We start from the raw sequence: 15,790 nt of genomic DNA on the forward strand, positions 1-15,790 counted from the left end.
CGCGCTGCTTGAGGGCCTTGTTATAAGAGGGCAAGTTGGTGATTTTAAAATTTTGTTTTGCCATGGAGACCTGATTTTGAAACAACTGTGGTGATCTGCTCCGATGATTACCCAAAAGTTCTATTTATTCAACAAAGCCTCATAATAGACAAACAGCAATGGAATGTGCAGTTCGTTCAGCTTGTTAACGACGCCATTGCCTTCCAGTGACGCTTTGGCACGCAGTTGCGCCACCATCAAATCCGGTTTTTTCACCAGCACACTTTCCAGCTCGATATCGCCTTTGTCACCAAAGCCCATATCAAGGATGTTTTCTGCGTCCGGCAATTTGCCCTTCAACAGGTTCTAGGTAGCGGTATCCTGTTTTTTCGGCAGGTTGTTCCACGCCACTAAACGCTGGAACGGATCGTCGCGATCCAGCAGAGCCAGCGCCATAATATCGCGCCCGTCTTGCAGCACCAGATGCTTCGGCTTTTGTTGCAGCGTAACGGTATTGCCCGCCATATCGGTGACACTTAAAGGATATTGTGTGGCGTGGCTGAAAAACGGTGTGGCAAGGAGTGCGGTGAAAAACAGCGAGTTGATGGATTTCTTAAACATGGTGTTGTCCCGTTACCACCTGTCCTGATGAATTAGGCCTCTCCTAATACAAATCAGACAGATTTAATGCATTTGATAATCATTATCGTATTACCATACGCCAAAACTTAACAGGAACGCAATGTAAGGAAAAATATCAGATGTTGCCCCGCCCACCAACGGCGAACGGGACAAAGGACTGCCTTAGCGTTTCAGGGCTCCGCTAAGTTGTTCACGAATGGCTGCCAGAATGGACTTCACCACGCGCGGGTTGCCCGCCACCAGATTGCCAGAAGCGAGGTAGTTGTGGCCGCCGACGAAGTCAGTCACGATACCGCCTGCTTCACGCACCAGCAGCTCGCCCCCAGCGAAATCCCAGGGTTTCAGGCCAATCTCGAAGAAACCGTCTACGCGGCCCGCAGCCACATAGGCCAGATCCAGCGCGGCAGAACCGGTGCGACGGAAGTCAGCGCAGGTGGTAAAAAGGGCTGACACAATATTGATGTAAGGGGTCGCGTGCTGCTTCTGCTTGAAAGGAAAACCGGTCGCCAGAATGGTACCTCCCAGATCGCGCGCGTTGCCGCTGCGCAGACGATAGCCGTTCAGCTGTGCACCCTGACCGCGAGTGGCGGTAAACAGCTCATTGCGCATCGGATCGTAAACCACAGCGACTTCAGTGCGGCCTTTAATGCGCACTGCAATGGAAACAGCAAAATGGGGGAGACGTTTAACGAAGTTGGTGGTGCCATCCAGCGGATCGATAATCCATTGCACTGTGTCGTCTTCACCGACTACTTCGCCGCACTCTTCACCAATAATGGTGTGCTGGGGGTAGGATTTGCGAATCACCTCAATAATCAGGCGGTTGGCGTCGCGGTCAACGTTGGTAACGAAGTCGTTGGTGCCTTTTTGGCTCGCTTCAACGGCGTCAGGGGTTTCATAATTCTTGGCAATTAAATTACCGCCCTTGCGCGCAGCGCGCACAGCGATGTTAAGCATCGGATGCATGGTATCGTCCACTAGGATGTTAAAGAACAGAAAGCGAGGCGCAGTATAGCAGGGGAAAGAGAAAATAGCGAAGTCTGTGATACACTAATCATGTTTTTCACTCTTTTTCTTCTTTCTTACTGCCGAGTCAACATGTTAGATAATATTCGTATCGTTCTGGTGGAAACCTCGCACACGGGAAACATGGGGTCCACCGCCAGAGCGATGAAAACCATGGGGTTAAAGAACCTCTATCTGGTGAACCCACTGATCAAACCGGATTCACAGGCGATCACACTGGCCGCAGGTGCCAGCGATATTATTGGTAACGCTACGCTGGTCAATACCCTGGATGAAGCGCTGGTTGGCTGCAACCTGGTGGTTGGCACCAGCGCGCGTTCCCGTTCGCTGCCTTGGCCAGTGCTCGAACCGCGCGAATGTGGTGTGCGCAGTGCGCACGAAGCGCAGCACACACCGGTGGCGCTGGTGTTTGGCCGCGAACGCGTGGGGTTAACCAACGATGAACTGCAAAAGTGCCACTATCACGTCTGCATTCCCGCCAATCCCGAGTACAGTTCGTTAAATCTGGCGATGGCAGTACAACTGATCGCTTATGAAGTGCGCGTTGCGCATTTGGATTTGCAGGCGCAGGGAGCACCGCAGATTGCGGAAGAACCTTACCCGCTGGTTGACGATCTGGAACGCTTCTATACCCATCTGGAAGAAACGCTGCACTACACCGGTTTTATTCGTAAGGCTCATCAGGGGCAGGTGATGCACAAGCTGCGCCGTTTATTTACCCGTGCCCGCCCGGAAGAGCAGGAGTTAGCCATTCTGCGCGGCATGTTAAGCTCGGTACAAAAAAACCGGCATGACGGTCAGGAATAGAAAAGTAGCGAAGAAATACTTGAGTGAATTACTCGGTTAAATAGTTGACTAAAACACTCGGGAATGTCAGACTCAAAGTGTGCTATGTAAGTATACGCATTCACAGTGCATGTTTATAATAACCGTGTTCGATAATAAGCTGTTTTATCTACAGGTACCACTATTATGAGACTGACATCAAAAGGCCGTTATGCCGTTACCGCCATGCTTGATGTGGCGCTGCACTCCAAAGAAGGGCCGGTTCCTTTGGCGGATATTTCCGAGCGGCAGGGAATATCGCTGTCGTATCTGGAACAACTGTTCTCTCGCTTGCGCAAAAACGGGCTGGTTTCCAGCGTCCGTGGGCCGGGCGGTGGTTACCTTCTGGGCAAAAACGCCAATGAAATCGCCGTTGGTGCCGTGATCTCTGCCGTAGACGAATCCGTCGATGCGACCCGTTGCCAGGGGCGTGAAGGCTGCCAGGGTGGCGATCGCTGCCTGACGCACACGCTGTGGCGCGATCTCAGCGACCGTATCACCGATTTCTTGAACAATATCACGCTGGACGAACTGGTGAATAATCAGGAAGTGCTGGACGTGGCGGATCGTCAGGATGCTGACATTCGTCGTACCGCAAACGGACGTATTCAAGAAACCATTAATGTTAATCTGCGCGCCTGACAGTTCATCCTCGCAGGAATAATAAAAACAAAACGCATTGTACGTTTTGAAGTGATGTACGGAGTTTATGAGCAATGAAGTTACCCATTTATCTAGACTATTCAGCCACGACGCCGGTTGACCCGCGCGTGGCTGAAAAAATGATGCAGTTTTTGACCTTGGGCGGTACGTTTGGCAACCCGGCTTCCCGTTCTCACCGCTTTGGTTGGCAGGCGGAAGAGGCAGTGGATATCGCGCGTAACCAAATCGCCGATCTGGTGTGTGCCGATCCGCGTGAAATTGTGTTCACGTCCGGCGCGACCGAAGCCGACAACCTGGCTATCAAAGGTGCCGCCAACTTCTATCAGAAGAAAGGCAAGCACATCATTACCAGCAAGACCGAACATAAGGCCGTGCTGGATACCTGCCGTCAGCTAGAGCGTGAAGGCTTTGAGGTCACTTACCTCGCGCCGCCGCGTAATGGCATTATTGACCTGCACGAACTCGAAGCGGCAATGCGTGAAGACACCATTGTGGTTTCCATCATGCACGTGAACAACGAAATTGGTGTGGTACAAGACATTGCCGCTATCGGCGAGATGTGCCGCAGTCATGGTATCGTGTTCCACGTTGATGCCACGCAGAGCGTGGGCAAACTGCCTATCGATCTCAGCAAGATCAAAATCGATTTAATGTCTTTCTCTGGTCATAAAATCTATGGCCCGAAAGGCATCGGCGCGCTGTATGTGCGTCGTAAACCCCGTATCCGTATTGAAGCGCAAATGCACGGCGGCGGTCACGAGCGCGGTATGCGTTCCGGCACCTTGCCCGTGCACCAGATCGTCGGCATGGGCGAAGCGTACCGTATCGCCAAAGAAGAAATGGTGGCAGAAGTTGCTCGCCTGAGCGCACTGCGTCATCGCTTGTGGAACGGTATCAAGGATATTGAAGAAGTGTATCTTAACGGTGACCTGGAGCAGGGCGCACCGAATATCCTGAACGTCAGCTTTAACTATGTTGAGGGTGAATCCCTGATCATGGCGCTGAAAGACCTGGCTGTCTCCTCTGGTTCTGCCTGTACCTCTGCGAGCCTGGAGCCATCCTATGTGCTGCGTGCGCTGGGCATGAATGATGAATTGGCGCACAGCTCGATCCGCTTTTCTCTCGGCCGTTTTACTACCGAGGAAGAGATCGACTACACCATCGATTTGGTCCAGAAATCCATCGGACGTCTGCGTGACCTTTCCCCGCTGTGGGAGATGTTCAAGCAGGGCGTGGATCTGACCACCATCGAATGGGCTCATCATTAATTCGCAGCACGGAGAACGTTAATCATGGCATACAGCGAAAAAGTTATCGATCATTACGAAAATCCGCGCAACGTCGGCTCCTTTGACAACGCCGATCCTTCGATTGGCAGCGGCATGGTGGGTGCACCGGCGTGTGGCGACGTAATGAAATTACAGATCAAAGTCAGCGACAACGGCATTATCGAAGACGCACGTTTCAAAACCTACGGTTGTGGCTCCGCCATTGCTTCCAGTTCGCTGATTACTGAATGGGTGAAAGGCAAGTCTCTGGACGAAGCCGAGGCTATCAAGAACACCCAGATCGCCGAGGAACTGGAATTGCCTCCGGTGAAAATTCACTGTTCTATTCTGGCGGAAGATGCGATCAAAGCAGCGATCGCGGATTACAAAAGCAAACGCACAGCGAAATAATCTGTCGGTGAACCGTGCTGCCCGGCGTGACCCCGTTGGGCAGAAGGCGTGCTAACGATATTGAGGTTGTTGTATGTCTATTTCTCTTAGCGATAGCGCAGCACAACGTGTCAGCGCTTTTATGGCAAATCGAGGCAAAGGCGTCGGTCTGCGCTTGGGTGTGCGGACGTCAGGTTGTTCTGGCATGGCTTATGTGCTTGAGTTTGTTGACGACCTTAACGACGACGATGTGGTATTTGAGGATAAAGGGGTAAAGGTCATCATTGATGGAAAAAGCCTAGTTTATCTCGATGGCACGCAGTTGGATTTCGTCAAAGAAGGTCTGAACGAAGGATTCAAGTTCAATAATCCCAACGTTAACGGCGAATGCGGCTGCGGCGAAAGCTTTACGGTCTGAATCGTTTTGCCCGTGTTAACGGGAGCATGCTCGTGACGCATTGGCACAGGGCGGCTACCCGTTAGCGCCAGAATGTCCGAGCGCACTATGGATTACTTTACGTTATTCGGGCTGCCGGTTCACTACGATGTGGATGGCAGCCTGCTCCTTTCTCGTTATCAGGAACTGCAACGCAAGTTCCATCCTGATCGTTTTGCCACGCAGCACGAACGGGAGCGTCTGCTGGCTGTACAGCAGGCGGCAACGGTTAATGATGCATACCAGTCGCTGAAACATCCGCTGAAACGCGCAGAATATATGTTATCGTTGCACGGTTTTGATCTGAGTAACGAGCAGCATACGATGCGCGATACTGCCTTTTTGATGGAGCAACTGGAACTGCGCGAGCAGTTGGATGCGATTTCACATCAGGCAGAGGCTGAAGCCGCACTGGGCGATTTTTCCAACCAGTTAACCGCCATGACACGGCAGCGCACGGCGCGGATGCAGTCCGAATTGGCGCAGGCATCGTGGTCGGCGGCGGCCGATACGGTGCGTAAACTCCGCTTTTTGGATAAGCTGCAACAGCAGGTGGAACAACTCGAAGAACAACTGCTGGATCGCTAATCTGCGCAGTGATGCACATAATCGAATAATGTCTTTTTATTTCGTCGGCGCAACGGTGGCGCTGACAGCCAATTGATGGAAGCTCAATATGGCCCTATTACAAATTAGTGAACCCGGCCTCAGCGCAGCACCACATCAGCGCCGTCTTGCCGTGGGTATTGATCTCGGCACCACCAATTCGCTGGTGGCAACGGTGCGCAGCGGCGAAGCACAGCCGCTGGCGGATGCCGAAGGCCGTGAACTGCTGCCATCGGTGGTGCGCTATGATGCCGAAAGTATCGATGTCGGCTGGGATGCACAGGCGCAGGCGGTAAACGATCCCGCCAACACCGTCAGTTCCGTTAAGCGATTGATGGGCCGCTCGCTGGCTGATATTCAGCAACGTTATCCCCATTTTCCGTACCATTTTCAGGCCAGTGACAACGGCTTGCCTGTGTTGCAAACGGCGGCGGGTAACAAAAACCCGATTCAGGTTTCTGCAGATATTCTCTCTGCGCTCGCGGTGCGTGCTGAAGCAGCGCTGGGCGGTGTGCCGGATGGTGTAGTGATCACCGTTCCTGCCTATTTCGATGACGCTCAGCGTCAAGGCACCAAAGACGCGGCGCGCCTGGCCGGGCTGCATGTGCTGCGTTTGCTCAATGAGCCGACGGCGGCAGCCATCGCTTACGGGCTGGATTCGGGTAAAGAAGGGGTGATTGCCGTCTACGATCTGGGCGGTGGCACCTTTGATATCTCCATCCTGCGTTTAAGCCGTGGGGTGTTTGAAGTGCTGGCAACCGGTGGTGATTCTGCGCTCGGCGGTGACGACTTCGATCACCTGTTGGTGGAGTGGCTGCGCGAGCAGGCAGGCATCGACGATCGTTCCGATGCGCGTGTGCAGCGTGAATTGATTGAAACGGCCTTGCATGCCAAGGTTGCGCTCAGCGCCGCGCCGTCAGTGACGGTACAGGTTGGCACCTGGCAGGGCGAACTGAGCCGCGAACAGTTCGATGCGCTTATCGAGCCGCTGGTGAAACGCACGCTGCTTTCCTGCCGTCGGGCGCTGAAAGACGCGGGCGTTCAGGCCGATGAGGTACAGGAAGTGGTGATGGTGGGCGGCTCGACCCGCGTGCCATTGGTGCGCACCCGCGTCGGAGATTTCTTTGGCCGCACGCCGTTGACCGCCATCGATCCGGATAAAGTGGTGGCGCTGGGTGCGGCCATTCAGGCGGATATTTTGGTGGGTAACAAGACAGACAGCGAGATGCTGCTGCTGGATGTGATCCCGCTGTCGCTCGGTCTGGAAACCATGGGCGGCCTGGTCGAGAAGGTGATTCCACGTAACACCACCATTCCGGTGGCGCGCGCGCAGGAGTTCACCACGTTTAAAGACGGTCAGACCGCCATGATGATCCATGTGCTGCAAGGTGAACGCGAACTGGTGCAGGATTGTCGTTCGCTAGCGCGATTCTCACTGCGCGGTATCCCGCCGCTACCCGCCGGTGGTGCGCATATTCGTGTTACCTTTCAGGTGGATGCGGATGGCCTGCTGAGCGTCACGGCAATGGAGAAATCCACGGGTGTAGAAGCGGCGATTCAGGTCAAACCGTCGTATGGGCTGAGCGATGATGAAATTGCCGCGATGATCACCGATTCGATGCAGAATGCGCAGAGTGACGTCGCTGCGCGCATGCTGGCAGAGCAGAAAGTCGAAGCTGCGCGGGTGCTGGAAAGCGTACAAAGCGCACTGGCCGCCGATGCGGATTTGCTGAGCGCCGAAGAACAGGAGTCTATCGTTCAGGCGGTATTTGCGCTGCAACAGGTGAGTGCCGGTGATGACGTTGCGCTGATTGAAGCCGCAATAAAAACAGTAGATCAACAAACCCAGGGGTTCGCTGCGCGTCGTATGGATGCTTCCATTCGTCGGGCGCTGGCAGGACACTCTGTGGATGAGGTGTGAGCATGCCTAAGATAGTTTTTTTACCGCATCAGGATCTGTGTCCTGAAGGCGCGGTATTGGAAGCAAAAGTGGGTGAGACGATTCTGGACGTCGCCCTGCGTAATGGTATTGAAGTCGAACACGCCTGCGAGAAATCCTGCGCGTGTACTACCTGCCATTGCATTGTGCGCGAAGGGTTTGATTCTCTCGCGGAAAGCACAGAAGATGAAGATGACATGCTGGACAAAGCTTGGGGACTGGAGCCCGAAAGCCGTCTGGGTTGTCAGGCACGTGCCGCGGGTGACGATCTGGTGGTTGAGATCCCGCGTTACACCATTAACCATGCCCGCGAGCATTAACAGGAGCTGAACATGGGATTGACATGGACAGATAGCCGTGCCATTGGTGAAGCTCTGTATGACGCGTTTCCTGATACGGACCCGAAAACGGTGCGTTTTACCGATCTGCATCGCTGGATTCACGAGCTGGATGAGTTTGATGACGTGCCGGACGCGTCCAACGAAAAAATCTTGGAAGCGATACTGCTGGTGTGGTTAGACGAAGCAGAATGACAATTAGGGGCTGCCTGACGGGCGGCCCTTTTTTTCAGCACCATCACCCTGAATAATTCGAATTGAAACATGATGGGTATAGGCTGCTGTTGAAAATAATATCCACGGAGCTGATATGACAAGCGAAGCTATGCAGATTTCACTCTCCACCCAGCCTGCTGATGCACGCTGGGGAGAAAAAGCGTCGTTGAGCGCGAACGAACAGGGATTCACCATTCATCTGCCCGAAACGGCGGCGCTGGGCATTATTCAACGCGCAGCGCGCAAAATAGACGGGCAAGGTATCAAGCACGTCAAACTGGTGGGCGAAGGCTGGGATCTGGAAACCAGCTGGGCGTTCTGGCAAGGCTATCGCGCACCGAAAGGTAAACGTACCGTCGAATGGGCACCGTTGGAAGAGGCACAGTGCAAGGCGCTGGATCTGCGCCTGAAAGTTGTTGATTGGGTCCGCGACACCATTAACCTGCCCGCTGAAGATTTGGGGCCAGAACAACTGGCAACGCGTGCGGTGGATTTGCTGCACGATGTGGGCGGCAACGCTATTAGCTACCGCATCACCAAGGGTGAAGATCTTCGCGATCAAAACTATATCGGGCTGCATACGGTAGGGCGTGGTTCTGAACGTCAGCCAGTGTTGTTGGCGTTGGATTTTAACCCGACAGGTAACCCGGATGCGCCGGTGTTTGCTTGTCTGGTGGGCAAGGGCATCACCTTTGACAGCGGCGGCTACAGCTTGAAGCCGAGTGGTTTTATGGATTCGATGAAATCCGATATGGGCGGCGCTGCGCTGGTTACCGGTGCGCTGGCGCTGGCAATTGCACAAGGGTTAACCCGTCGCGTAAAACTCTACCTGTGCTGTGCCGACAATATGGTGAGCGGTAATGCCTTCCGTCTCGGTGACATTTTGCGCTATCGCAACGGTAAAACCGTCGAAGTGATGAACACCGATGCAGAAGGGCGTCTGGTGCTGGCGGATGGCCTGATTGATGCCAGCGCGCAAGCGCCACAGTGGATTATCGACTGCGCCACGCTCACTGGTACGGCCAAAACCGCGTTGGGTAACGACTATCACGCGCTGTTCAGCTTTGATGATGCCTTTGCTGAACGCCTGCTCACCAGCGCAAAACAGGAAAACGAACCGTTCTGGCGTTTGCCACTGGAAGCGTTTCACCGTTCACAACTGCCGTCCAGCTTTGCCGAACTGAATAACGTTGCTGGCGCGGCGCACAGCGCGGGTGCCAGCACGGCGGCGGCGTTCTTGTCGCATTTTGTCTCGTCCTACCAGAAAGGGTGGCTGCATATAGACTGTTCTGCCACCTACCGTAAAGGGGCTGTAGAGCAGTGGGCGACCGGAGCGACTGGTCTGGGCGTGCGTACGCTGGCCAATCTGCTGCTGAGCGAAAGTGAATAAGGCGTGAGTGATAACAACCGTATGACATTTACCCCGCAAAACAAGTTGGAAGAGGTGCTGATGAAGGCGGCGACCGAGCCCGCACATCGGCCTGAGTTTTTCACCGAACTGATGGACGCTACCGTCTATATCATTGGCGGCAGCGATGATGTGAGCGAACAGGGGGCCAGCACCTTGCCAGTGGGCAGTCAGGTTGAGATTCAGCATTGGGAAAAACCCGACGGCAGTACCGCTATTCCGTTTTTCTCGTCGCTGGAAGCCTTGCAGATGGCTATTTCAACGGAAGCCGCCTTTCTGGCGCTGCCAGCCCGCTCGCTGTTTGAATTAACGCAGGGGCAGACGTTGTTCCTTAACCCTAAACTCCCCTACGGCAAAGAGTTCCTGCCGCAAGAGGTGGAACACATGCTGGCGGGTGAAGGCAATGGCTTTGTGCAAAGCAGTGTGGTTGACGAGCCAGTAGAAGTGCATCTCAGGCAGCCGGAACCGTCGCCGGACCAAATGATTGATTCGCTGACGCAACTGCTTGCCAAGCATCGCCCGGTGCGCCGTGCGTGGGTAGTGCAGATCCAGGAAGGTGAAGCCGAACACAATCTGCTGATCGGTCTGGAATTGGTCGATTTGGATGAAGTGGAGACGGTTATCCAAGCGGTGGGCACGGTTGCCAGCGATACTGTCGTCGGCGATCAGCCGGTGGATATTTGTATCGTCGATAAGGATGAAAAGGGCGGCGTAAGCCACTATTTTCTGCACCACGCCACGCCGTTTTATGAACGTAAGTGGGGGAGCTTCCTGCGTGAGTTCAAACAAACGGGCAAAGCGTAATTTACCTTGTGCATCCCCTGTTCAGGGGATGCCATCTAGACCGTGTTGCCCGTGGTTGCTCGCAGCAGCAGTAAATCAATCAGCAACACCAAATTAGACCCGAACGAGCTAACCTCTCCCGCTTCTGCCGCAAAATGAATAGCGTCATCATGCAAGCGAAAATGCAAATCTGCCACGTTGGCTAACGGATTAAACGATGCACGAGTGAAGGCGACCACGGTCATGCCGATGTTTCTGGCGATCTGCGCTTTTTCAACCACCTGCTCGGTTTCTCCACTGCGCGAGATAGCGATAAAGATGCGGTATTTGGGGGCATTGATAAGAAAAATATCTTTGCTGTCCCCCAGACCGGAGACAAACGCATCCTTACCCAGTATTTTCAGCTTTTTCGCGAAGTACTCAGTAAACAGGTGGGAGAACCCGGCGCCGTAAAGAAAAAAATGGCTCTCGTGACGCAGGATATGGCAGAAGGCGTCCATCAGCGCGGGCGTCACGTAGGTGAAGGTTTTTTCGTAATTTGCGACAAAATGGCGATAGGCTTCGGGGATGCCATCGTTGGCAAGCGACGTGGGGGTTGCCGGAAACGAACGTAGTGTATCGGCGAGCAACTGCTTGCAGTGATAGATAAATTCGCTGTAGCCGCTAAACCCCATTTTTTGGCACAGGCGCATAATGGTTGCCGTCGAGACATAGGTTTGCTGCGCCAGTTCACGCACTGTGATCTTGCCGACCAGCGACGCATGCTCGGCGATAAACACCAGCACGCGGTGTTCCGCGCGCGTCAAATCTCTGCCGTGGTGAACCAGTGATGTCAGCCGGCTATCCATGGTGCTGCTGCTGCTGCTGCTGCTGCGCGGCAATCAGCCTAGTGCAATAGGGGTATCATCACGGGCGCCCCATTCGCTCCATGCACCGTCATACAGCGTGACATTGGACACGCCCAACTGCGCAAGCGCCAGGATCACCACCACGGCGGTGACGCCAGAGCCGCAACTGGCAACAATCGGGCGGCTGAAATCCAGGCCCGCTTTGTGCAGCATCGTCGCCAGCTCAGGGCTGGGTTTCAGGGTGCCCTGTGTCACCAGATCTCCCCACGGCACGTTCAGGCTGCCGGGAATATGGCCGCGACGTAGGCCGGGGCGCGGTTCATCCACTTCACCGCGAAAACGCGGGGCAGGGCGCGCATCGACGATTTGCGCCGAGCCGTCACGGATGATCGCCAATATCTGTTCCCGAGAGCGGGTCGCTCCTTCGATTAACACGGCATTAAAATGTGCTGGCGTGGGGTGTACGTCTCCCTGCTCAATCGGATAACCCTGAGCTTTCCACTCCGCCAGCCCGCCAGAAAGAATCGCCACCTGACGAGCGCCGAAGTGGGTTAGCATCCACCAAGCACGCGGAGCGGAAAACAGGTTACCTTCATCGTAAATTACCAGCGGTTGCTGGTCGCTGATGCCCAATTCACCCATCGCTTTGGCGAACGCTTCTGCGCTAGGCATCATGTGGTGCAATGCGGTGTTGGGATCGGACAGGGTTTCAATATCAAAAAAAACCGCGCCGGGCAGATGCCCCGCACGGTATTCAGCATGGATATCCCGGCTGGTTTCACCCGGGGGTAACATGCGCGCATCGATCAGTGTTATGTCATCGGAAGCCAGATGCTCCGCGAGCCAGTCGGCAGAAACAAAAAAACGGGAAGAAGAAGCTGACATATAAACCCCACGCATGGGCAGTGCGTGCTGCCCTGAGTGAAACAGTGGTAAATATTGTCACCCATTTTTCCTTTTCCGACAAGAAGATATTCGGGTTTGCCTGCGTTCACCGCCACGCCGTCACGGTAGGACTGTTTCAACTGCGGCCAATATTCCTGGTTTGCAGCGATCATCTCATCAAGGATCGCTTTGGCATGCTGCATGGTGGGCACGGTGCGATTGAGCGTAAATGCCTGCAATGCTTTCTCGTAGCTGCCTTCAAGGGTCGCTTCCACCAATAACTGCTCGGATGCCAACTGTTGTTCCAGTAGCGCGCGGTGGAACGTCGGCACATTGCCCATGCGAACTGGCTCCGGTCCGTTTGCCGTGATATACGCGCGTACTTCCACCATCGCATCATAGGGCAGATTGGCAATAGCCCCTTTGTTCTCAACGATCACCAGATGGCGCTGGCGCAGGTCGAACGCCAGTGAGCAGGCAACGTCGACAATAAATGCGCCGTGCACGCCAACGTGGAACGCGTCCGGCAAAATCCCGGTTTGTTTGTAGGTCGCGGCGGCGGCAAACAGTTTTTTCTCGCGCCCGTCCATTACTTAGTTGGCGCGAGTGTAGTTAGGATCCTGATGCGAGACGATCTCATTAGGCACCAGGTAGTACTGCAAATAAGGGTTCGGCACGTATTCTGGGAAGTGATCCATCACCGGTTTGATATTGCGCCAGGTTTTCACCCATGATGGATCCGCATGTTGCGGATCGGTGTCTGCGGCATTGGCAGTTAGCAGGCCATAACGTGCGATGTGCTCGCGTAACTCCGGCAAACGATCCTCACCCTCGACCAGTACGCGGGTAAACCAGCCAAAGTGATTCATGCCGAAGTAATCAACGGTAATTTCCTCGCGTTTTACACCCAGCACGGCGGCGATATTGCGCATCGCAGCCACCGGCATGTCGCAGATATTCAGTACCCGGGCATCAGGGTGCAGGCGGCGGATCCCTTCCGCGACAATGGCCGCCGGATTGGAGTAGTTAACAATCCAGGCATCTTTATGTGCGAAGCGCTCAACCAGATCGATCAGTTCAACCATCGGCAGGATGGTGCGCAAGCAGTAGGCTAATCCGCAGGGGAAGCAGGTTTCCTGTCCGACTACACCGTGACGTAGCGGGATCTTCTCGTCCTGCTCGCGCATTTTGTATTGTCCAACGCGCATCTGTGCAAACACAAAATGTGCACCAGAGAACGCCACTTCTGGATCGGTGGTGACACAGAAACGAATGTTGTCGCTGTGATCGCGAATCACCTTTTCGACCACCGGCGCGATGGTGTCCTGACGTTGATTATCTATGTCGTACAAGCGGATTTCAGCCAGCGGGAAATCCGCTAGGCGCACCATCAGGCTTTTCACGATGCCTGGGGTATAGGTATTGCGGCCACCGGCAATGGTCAGGATGAAAGGGGGTTTGGTCATCGTCTGTCTCCTTTTAAAGCGCATTTTCTACGGCTTCACGAACGGTTTTTACATGCAGGCCATATACCACTTGGACATTGTTGCCTTGGCGGATAACGGCTTTGGCGCCAGTGGTTTTCAACTGCTGGTCATCAACCAGCGCTGTGTCTTTCACTGTCACCCGCAATCGGGTGTAGCAGTTGTCGACCACCTCAATATTGGGTTTACCGCCCAGTCCGGCGATAACAGTGGCACCGTCGGGGACGTTGCTGCCTTTTTCCTGCGCTTTACTCTGATAGTCGGTTTTGGAGTAGAGCCGCATCTCTTCTTCATCCGCTTCACGCCCGGGTGTCGGCATGTCGAAGTACAGGATCAGAGTGCGGAACACAAAGAAGTAGATCACCGACATGATCAGAACGACCGCGATGTACATCGGCCAGTTGGATTTGGCGATGCCCAGTGGCAGGTTATACAGCAGAAAATCGATCACGCCGTTAGCGCCAATGGCATGCACGCCAAGCAGCGAGGACAGCATCATTCCTAGCCCGGTCAACACTGCGTGCACCACAAACAGTAACGGCGCGACGAACAGGAAGGAGAACTCCAGCGGCTCGGTGACGCCGAGCAGGAAAGAGGTAAAGGCAGCAGGAATAAGGATGGACTTGGCGGCAATGCGTTTTTCTGGCTTAGCGGTGACATACATCGCCAGTGCCGCTGCGGTCAGGTCGAACATTTTACTGATTCCGCGCGCATCCCAGGCGACGGTTGGACTCAGTTGTGTGACACTGGGGCAGGCCATTTCAGCGAAACAAATATTACTCGCACCCTGATACAGCTTGCAGCACACATCGGCGGTTCCACCGAGTTCGGTATAAAGGAACGGGGTATAGACTAGATGATGCAACACGGTCGGGATCAGAATACGTTCAAGGAAGCCGTAAATCGCTACCCCAAACGGTCCTACGCCTTTAATCGCAAAGGCCAGTGCGCTGATACCGTGCTGGGCATAGTGCCAGACGGCGCTCATGACATAGCCGAGCAATATCGCACTAGGGATCGCCAGAATGGTGACAAAACAGTGGCCTGAGTAGATAGCCATCACACCGTTAAACTGTTTGCTGGAATAACGGTTAAACAGATAACCGGCAAAGGCACCGATGAGGATACCGGCGAACACGCACATTTCCAGCACGTGCACCCCCAGCACCATGCCTTTCCGTGCAGGACGCATCTCTGCGGCAGGCACCAGTTTGCCCTGAAGTTGTGGCGTAATGTTCATTGCGTTGATGAAAATGATAAAGGTCACTAACACGATTAGGGCGGCATAGCCTTTGTCACGGGTGGCAAGGCCAATGGGGATGCCGACGGCAAACACCAGCGCTAGGTTGGCCAGGATGGCAACGGCGGATTTGGCGATCAGTTGACCAAAATTCTGAATAATAGGGTGGTGCAGCAAAGGCAGATATTCGGCCAGGTTGCCGTTACCGAACACATTACCAAACGCGATAAACAACCCGACGATTGGCAGGATCAGCACCGTACCGTACAGCGATTTTCCGAAATTCTGCAACGCATTAACGGCTCTTTTCATTTTTTGCCCTCTTCGTGGCTATTGTTAAGGGTAACGTCTGTCAGGTGTCACCTGAGAAGGTGTAGCGTACGGGTAAAGACTAGGCTGTGTCCCTTAATTGCCTGAGTTATAGTAACCGTATGTTTCCACAGTATATTTAACTATGGCTCGCTACGACCTTCCCGATGAGGCATGGATGATCATCCAGTCTTTACTGCCTGCTGAACCAGCAATACCACGTGCCGGACGTCCATGGGCAGAACATCGTAAATTTACCTGAGCGATATGGTCCGTGGAAAACCGTATATAACCGCTTTAGTCGGTGGTCAAAATAGGGTGTTATTAACATTATTTTCAACAGGTTACTTTATGCTCTTGACGAGCATGGTCTCGTTGACTGGTCTACCACGGCGCTGGATGGCAGTAATATCCGGGCGCTGAAATGCGCTGCCGGTGCTCAAAAAAACATCCCGATATCTCCGGAGATAACGGTCTGGGTCGCTCTCGCGGTGGTTTTGGCACC

The 15,790-nt window shown here is 54.1% G+C and carries 15 protein-coding genes and 3 pseudogenes; 12 read left to right on the forward strand and 6 right to left on the reverse strand.

Features of this window, described 5'->3' with window-relative positions; translation table 11 throughout:
* Positions 1–138: 138 nt before the first annotated feature.
* A pseudogene (locus tag QZ506_RS11240) lies at positions 139–600 on the reverse strand (ABC transporter substrate-binding protein); the annotation flags it as partial.
* A 183-nt stretch (positions 601–783) separates the two neighbouring features.
* On the reverse strand, positions 784–1,587 hold the full coding sequence (suhB, locus tag QZ506_RS11245) for an inositol-1-monophosphatase (RefSeq protein WP_291971139.1): 804 nt from the start codon (positions 1,585–1,587) through the stop codon (positions 784–786).
* Positions 1,588–1,719: 132 nt separating this feature from the next.
* Between suhB and trmJ the strand changes: the two genes are divergently transcribed.
* The 11 genes from trmJ (at position 1,720) to sseB (ending at position 10,540) form a co-directional block, all read left to right on the forward strand.
* The gene (gene trmJ, locus QZ506_RS11250; protein WP_291971118.1) at positions 1,720–2,454 is read left to right on the forward strand and encodes a tRNA (cytosine(32)/uridine(32)-2'-O)-methyltransferase TrmJ; all 735 of its coding nucleotides are present in this window, start codon (positions 1,720–1,722) and stop codon (positions 2,452–2,454) included.
* A 165-nt stretch (positions 2,455–2,619) separates the two neighbouring features.
* Positions 2,620–3,114 (forward strand): Fe-S cluster assembly transcriptional regulator IscR, encoded by a 495-nt coding sequence (gene iscR, locus QZ506_RS11255; protein ID WP_264623420.1) that lies wholly within the window; start codon positions 2,620–2,622, stop codon positions 3,112–3,114.
* A gap of 74 nt (positions 3,115–3,188) precedes the next feature.
* Entirely contained in the window at positions 3,189–4,403 is a 1,215-nt protein-coding gene (locus QZ506_RS11260) for an IscS subfamily cysteine desulfurase (RefSeq protein ID WP_291971122.1), read from the forward strand.
* A 24-nt stretch (positions 4,404–4,427) separates the two neighbouring features.
* Entirely contained in the window at positions 4,428–4,814 is a 387-nt protein-coding gene (iscU, locus tag QZ506_RS11265) for a Fe-S cluster assembly scaffold IscU (protein ID WP_195315164.1), read from the forward strand.
* A 73-nt stretch (positions 4,815–4,887) separates the two neighbouring features.
* The gene (iscA, locus tag QZ506_RS11270) at positions 4,888–5,211 is read left to right on the forward strand and encodes an iron-sulfur cluster assembly protein IscA (RefSeq protein ID WP_196905571.1); all 324 of its coding nucleotides are present in this window, start codon (positions 4,888–4,890) and stop codon (positions 5,209–5,211) included.
* 87 nt (positions 5,212–5,298) lie between these two features.
* The gene (gene hscB / locus QZ506_RS11275; RefSeq protein ID WP_291971124.1) at positions 5,299–5,817 is read left to right on the forward strand and encodes a co-chaperone HscB; all 519 of its coding nucleotides are present in this window, start codon (positions 5,299–5,301) and stop codon (positions 5,815–5,817) included.
* An 88-nt stretch (positions 5,818–5,905) separates the two neighbouring features.
* On the forward strand, positions 5,906–7,756 hold the full coding sequence (gene hscA, locus QZ506_RS11280; RefSeq protein WP_291971125.1) for a Fe-S protein assembly chaperone HscA: 1,851 nt from the start codon (positions 5,906–5,908) through the stop codon (positions 7,754–7,756).
* A gap of 2 nt (positions 7,757–7,758) precedes the next feature.
* The gene (gene fdx / locus QZ506_RS11285) at positions 7,759–8,094 is read left to right on the forward strand and encodes an ISC system 2Fe-2S type ferredoxin (protein WP_291971127.1); all 336 of its coding nucleotides are present in this window, start codon (positions 7,759–7,761) and stop codon (positions 8,092–8,094) included.
* A 12-nt stretch (positions 8,095–8,106) separates the two neighbouring features.
* Positions 8,107–8,307 (forward strand): Fe-S cluster assembly protein IscX, encoded by a 201-nt coding sequence (iscX, locus tag QZ506_RS11290; RefSeq protein WP_291971129.1) that lies wholly within the window; start codon positions 8,107–8,109, stop codon positions 8,305–8,307.
* 115 nt (positions 8,308–8,422) lie between these two features.
* Positions 8,423–9,718, forward strand: a complete 1,296-nt coding sequence (pepB, locus tag QZ506_RS11295) for an aminopeptidase PepB (RefSeq protein WP_291971132.1) — start codon at positions 8,423–8,425, stop codon at positions 9,716–9,718.
* Positions 9,719–9,739: 21 nt separating this feature from the next.
* Complete coding sequence (sseB, locus tag QZ506_RS11300; RefSeq protein ID WP_291971141.1) at positions 9,740–10,540, forward strand: enhanced serine sensitivity protein SseB; 801 nt, start codon at positions 9,740–9,742, stop codon at positions 10,538–10,540.
* Positions 10,541–10,575: 35 nt separating this feature from the next.
* On the opposite strand, the gene QZ506_RS11305 is transcribed toward sseB, so the two are convergent.
* The 4 genes and pseudogenes from QZ506_RS11305 to QZ506_RS11320 form a co-directional block, all read right to left on the reverse strand.
* The gene (locus QZ506_RS11305) at positions 10,576–11,367 is read right to left on the reverse strand and encodes a MurR/RpiR family transcriptional regulator (protein WP_291971134.1); all 792 of its coding nucleotides are present in this window, start codon (positions 11,365–11,367) and stop codon (positions 10,576–10,578) included.
* A 33-nt stretch (positions 11,368–11,400) separates the two neighbouring features.
* On the reverse strand, positions 11,401–12,252 hold the full coding sequence (gene sseA / locus QZ506_RS11310; protein WP_291971136.1) for a 3-mercaptopyruvate sulfurtransferase: 852 nt from the start codon (positions 12,250–12,252) through the stop codon (positions 11,401–11,403).
* Between the two features lie 107 nt (positions 12,253–12,359).
* A pseudogene (locus QZ506_RS11315) lies at positions 12,360–13,718 on the reverse strand (6-phospho-alpha-glucosidase); the annotation flags it as partial.
* A 13-nt stretch (positions 13,719–13,731) separates the two neighbouring features.
* The gene (locus tag QZ506_RS11320; RefSeq protein ID WP_291971137.1) at positions 13,732–15,288 is read right to left on the reverse strand and encodes a PTS transporter subunit EIIC; all 1,557 of its coding nucleotides are present in this window, start codon (positions 15,286–15,288) and stop codon (positions 13,732–13,734) included.
* A gap of 142 nt (positions 15,289–15,430) precedes the next feature.
* Here QZ506_RS11320 and QZ506_RS11325 point away from each other — a divergent pair.
* Positions 15,431–15,790: pseudogene (locus QZ506_RS11325) on the forward strand (IS5/IS1182 family transposase); the annotation flags it as partial.

Source organism: Candidatus Symbiopectobacterium sp. (genome assembly GCF_020054415.1).
Taxonomy (GTDB): domain Bacteria; phylum Pseudomonadota; class Gammaproteobacteria; order Enterobacterales; family Enterobacteriaceae; genus Symbiopectobacterium.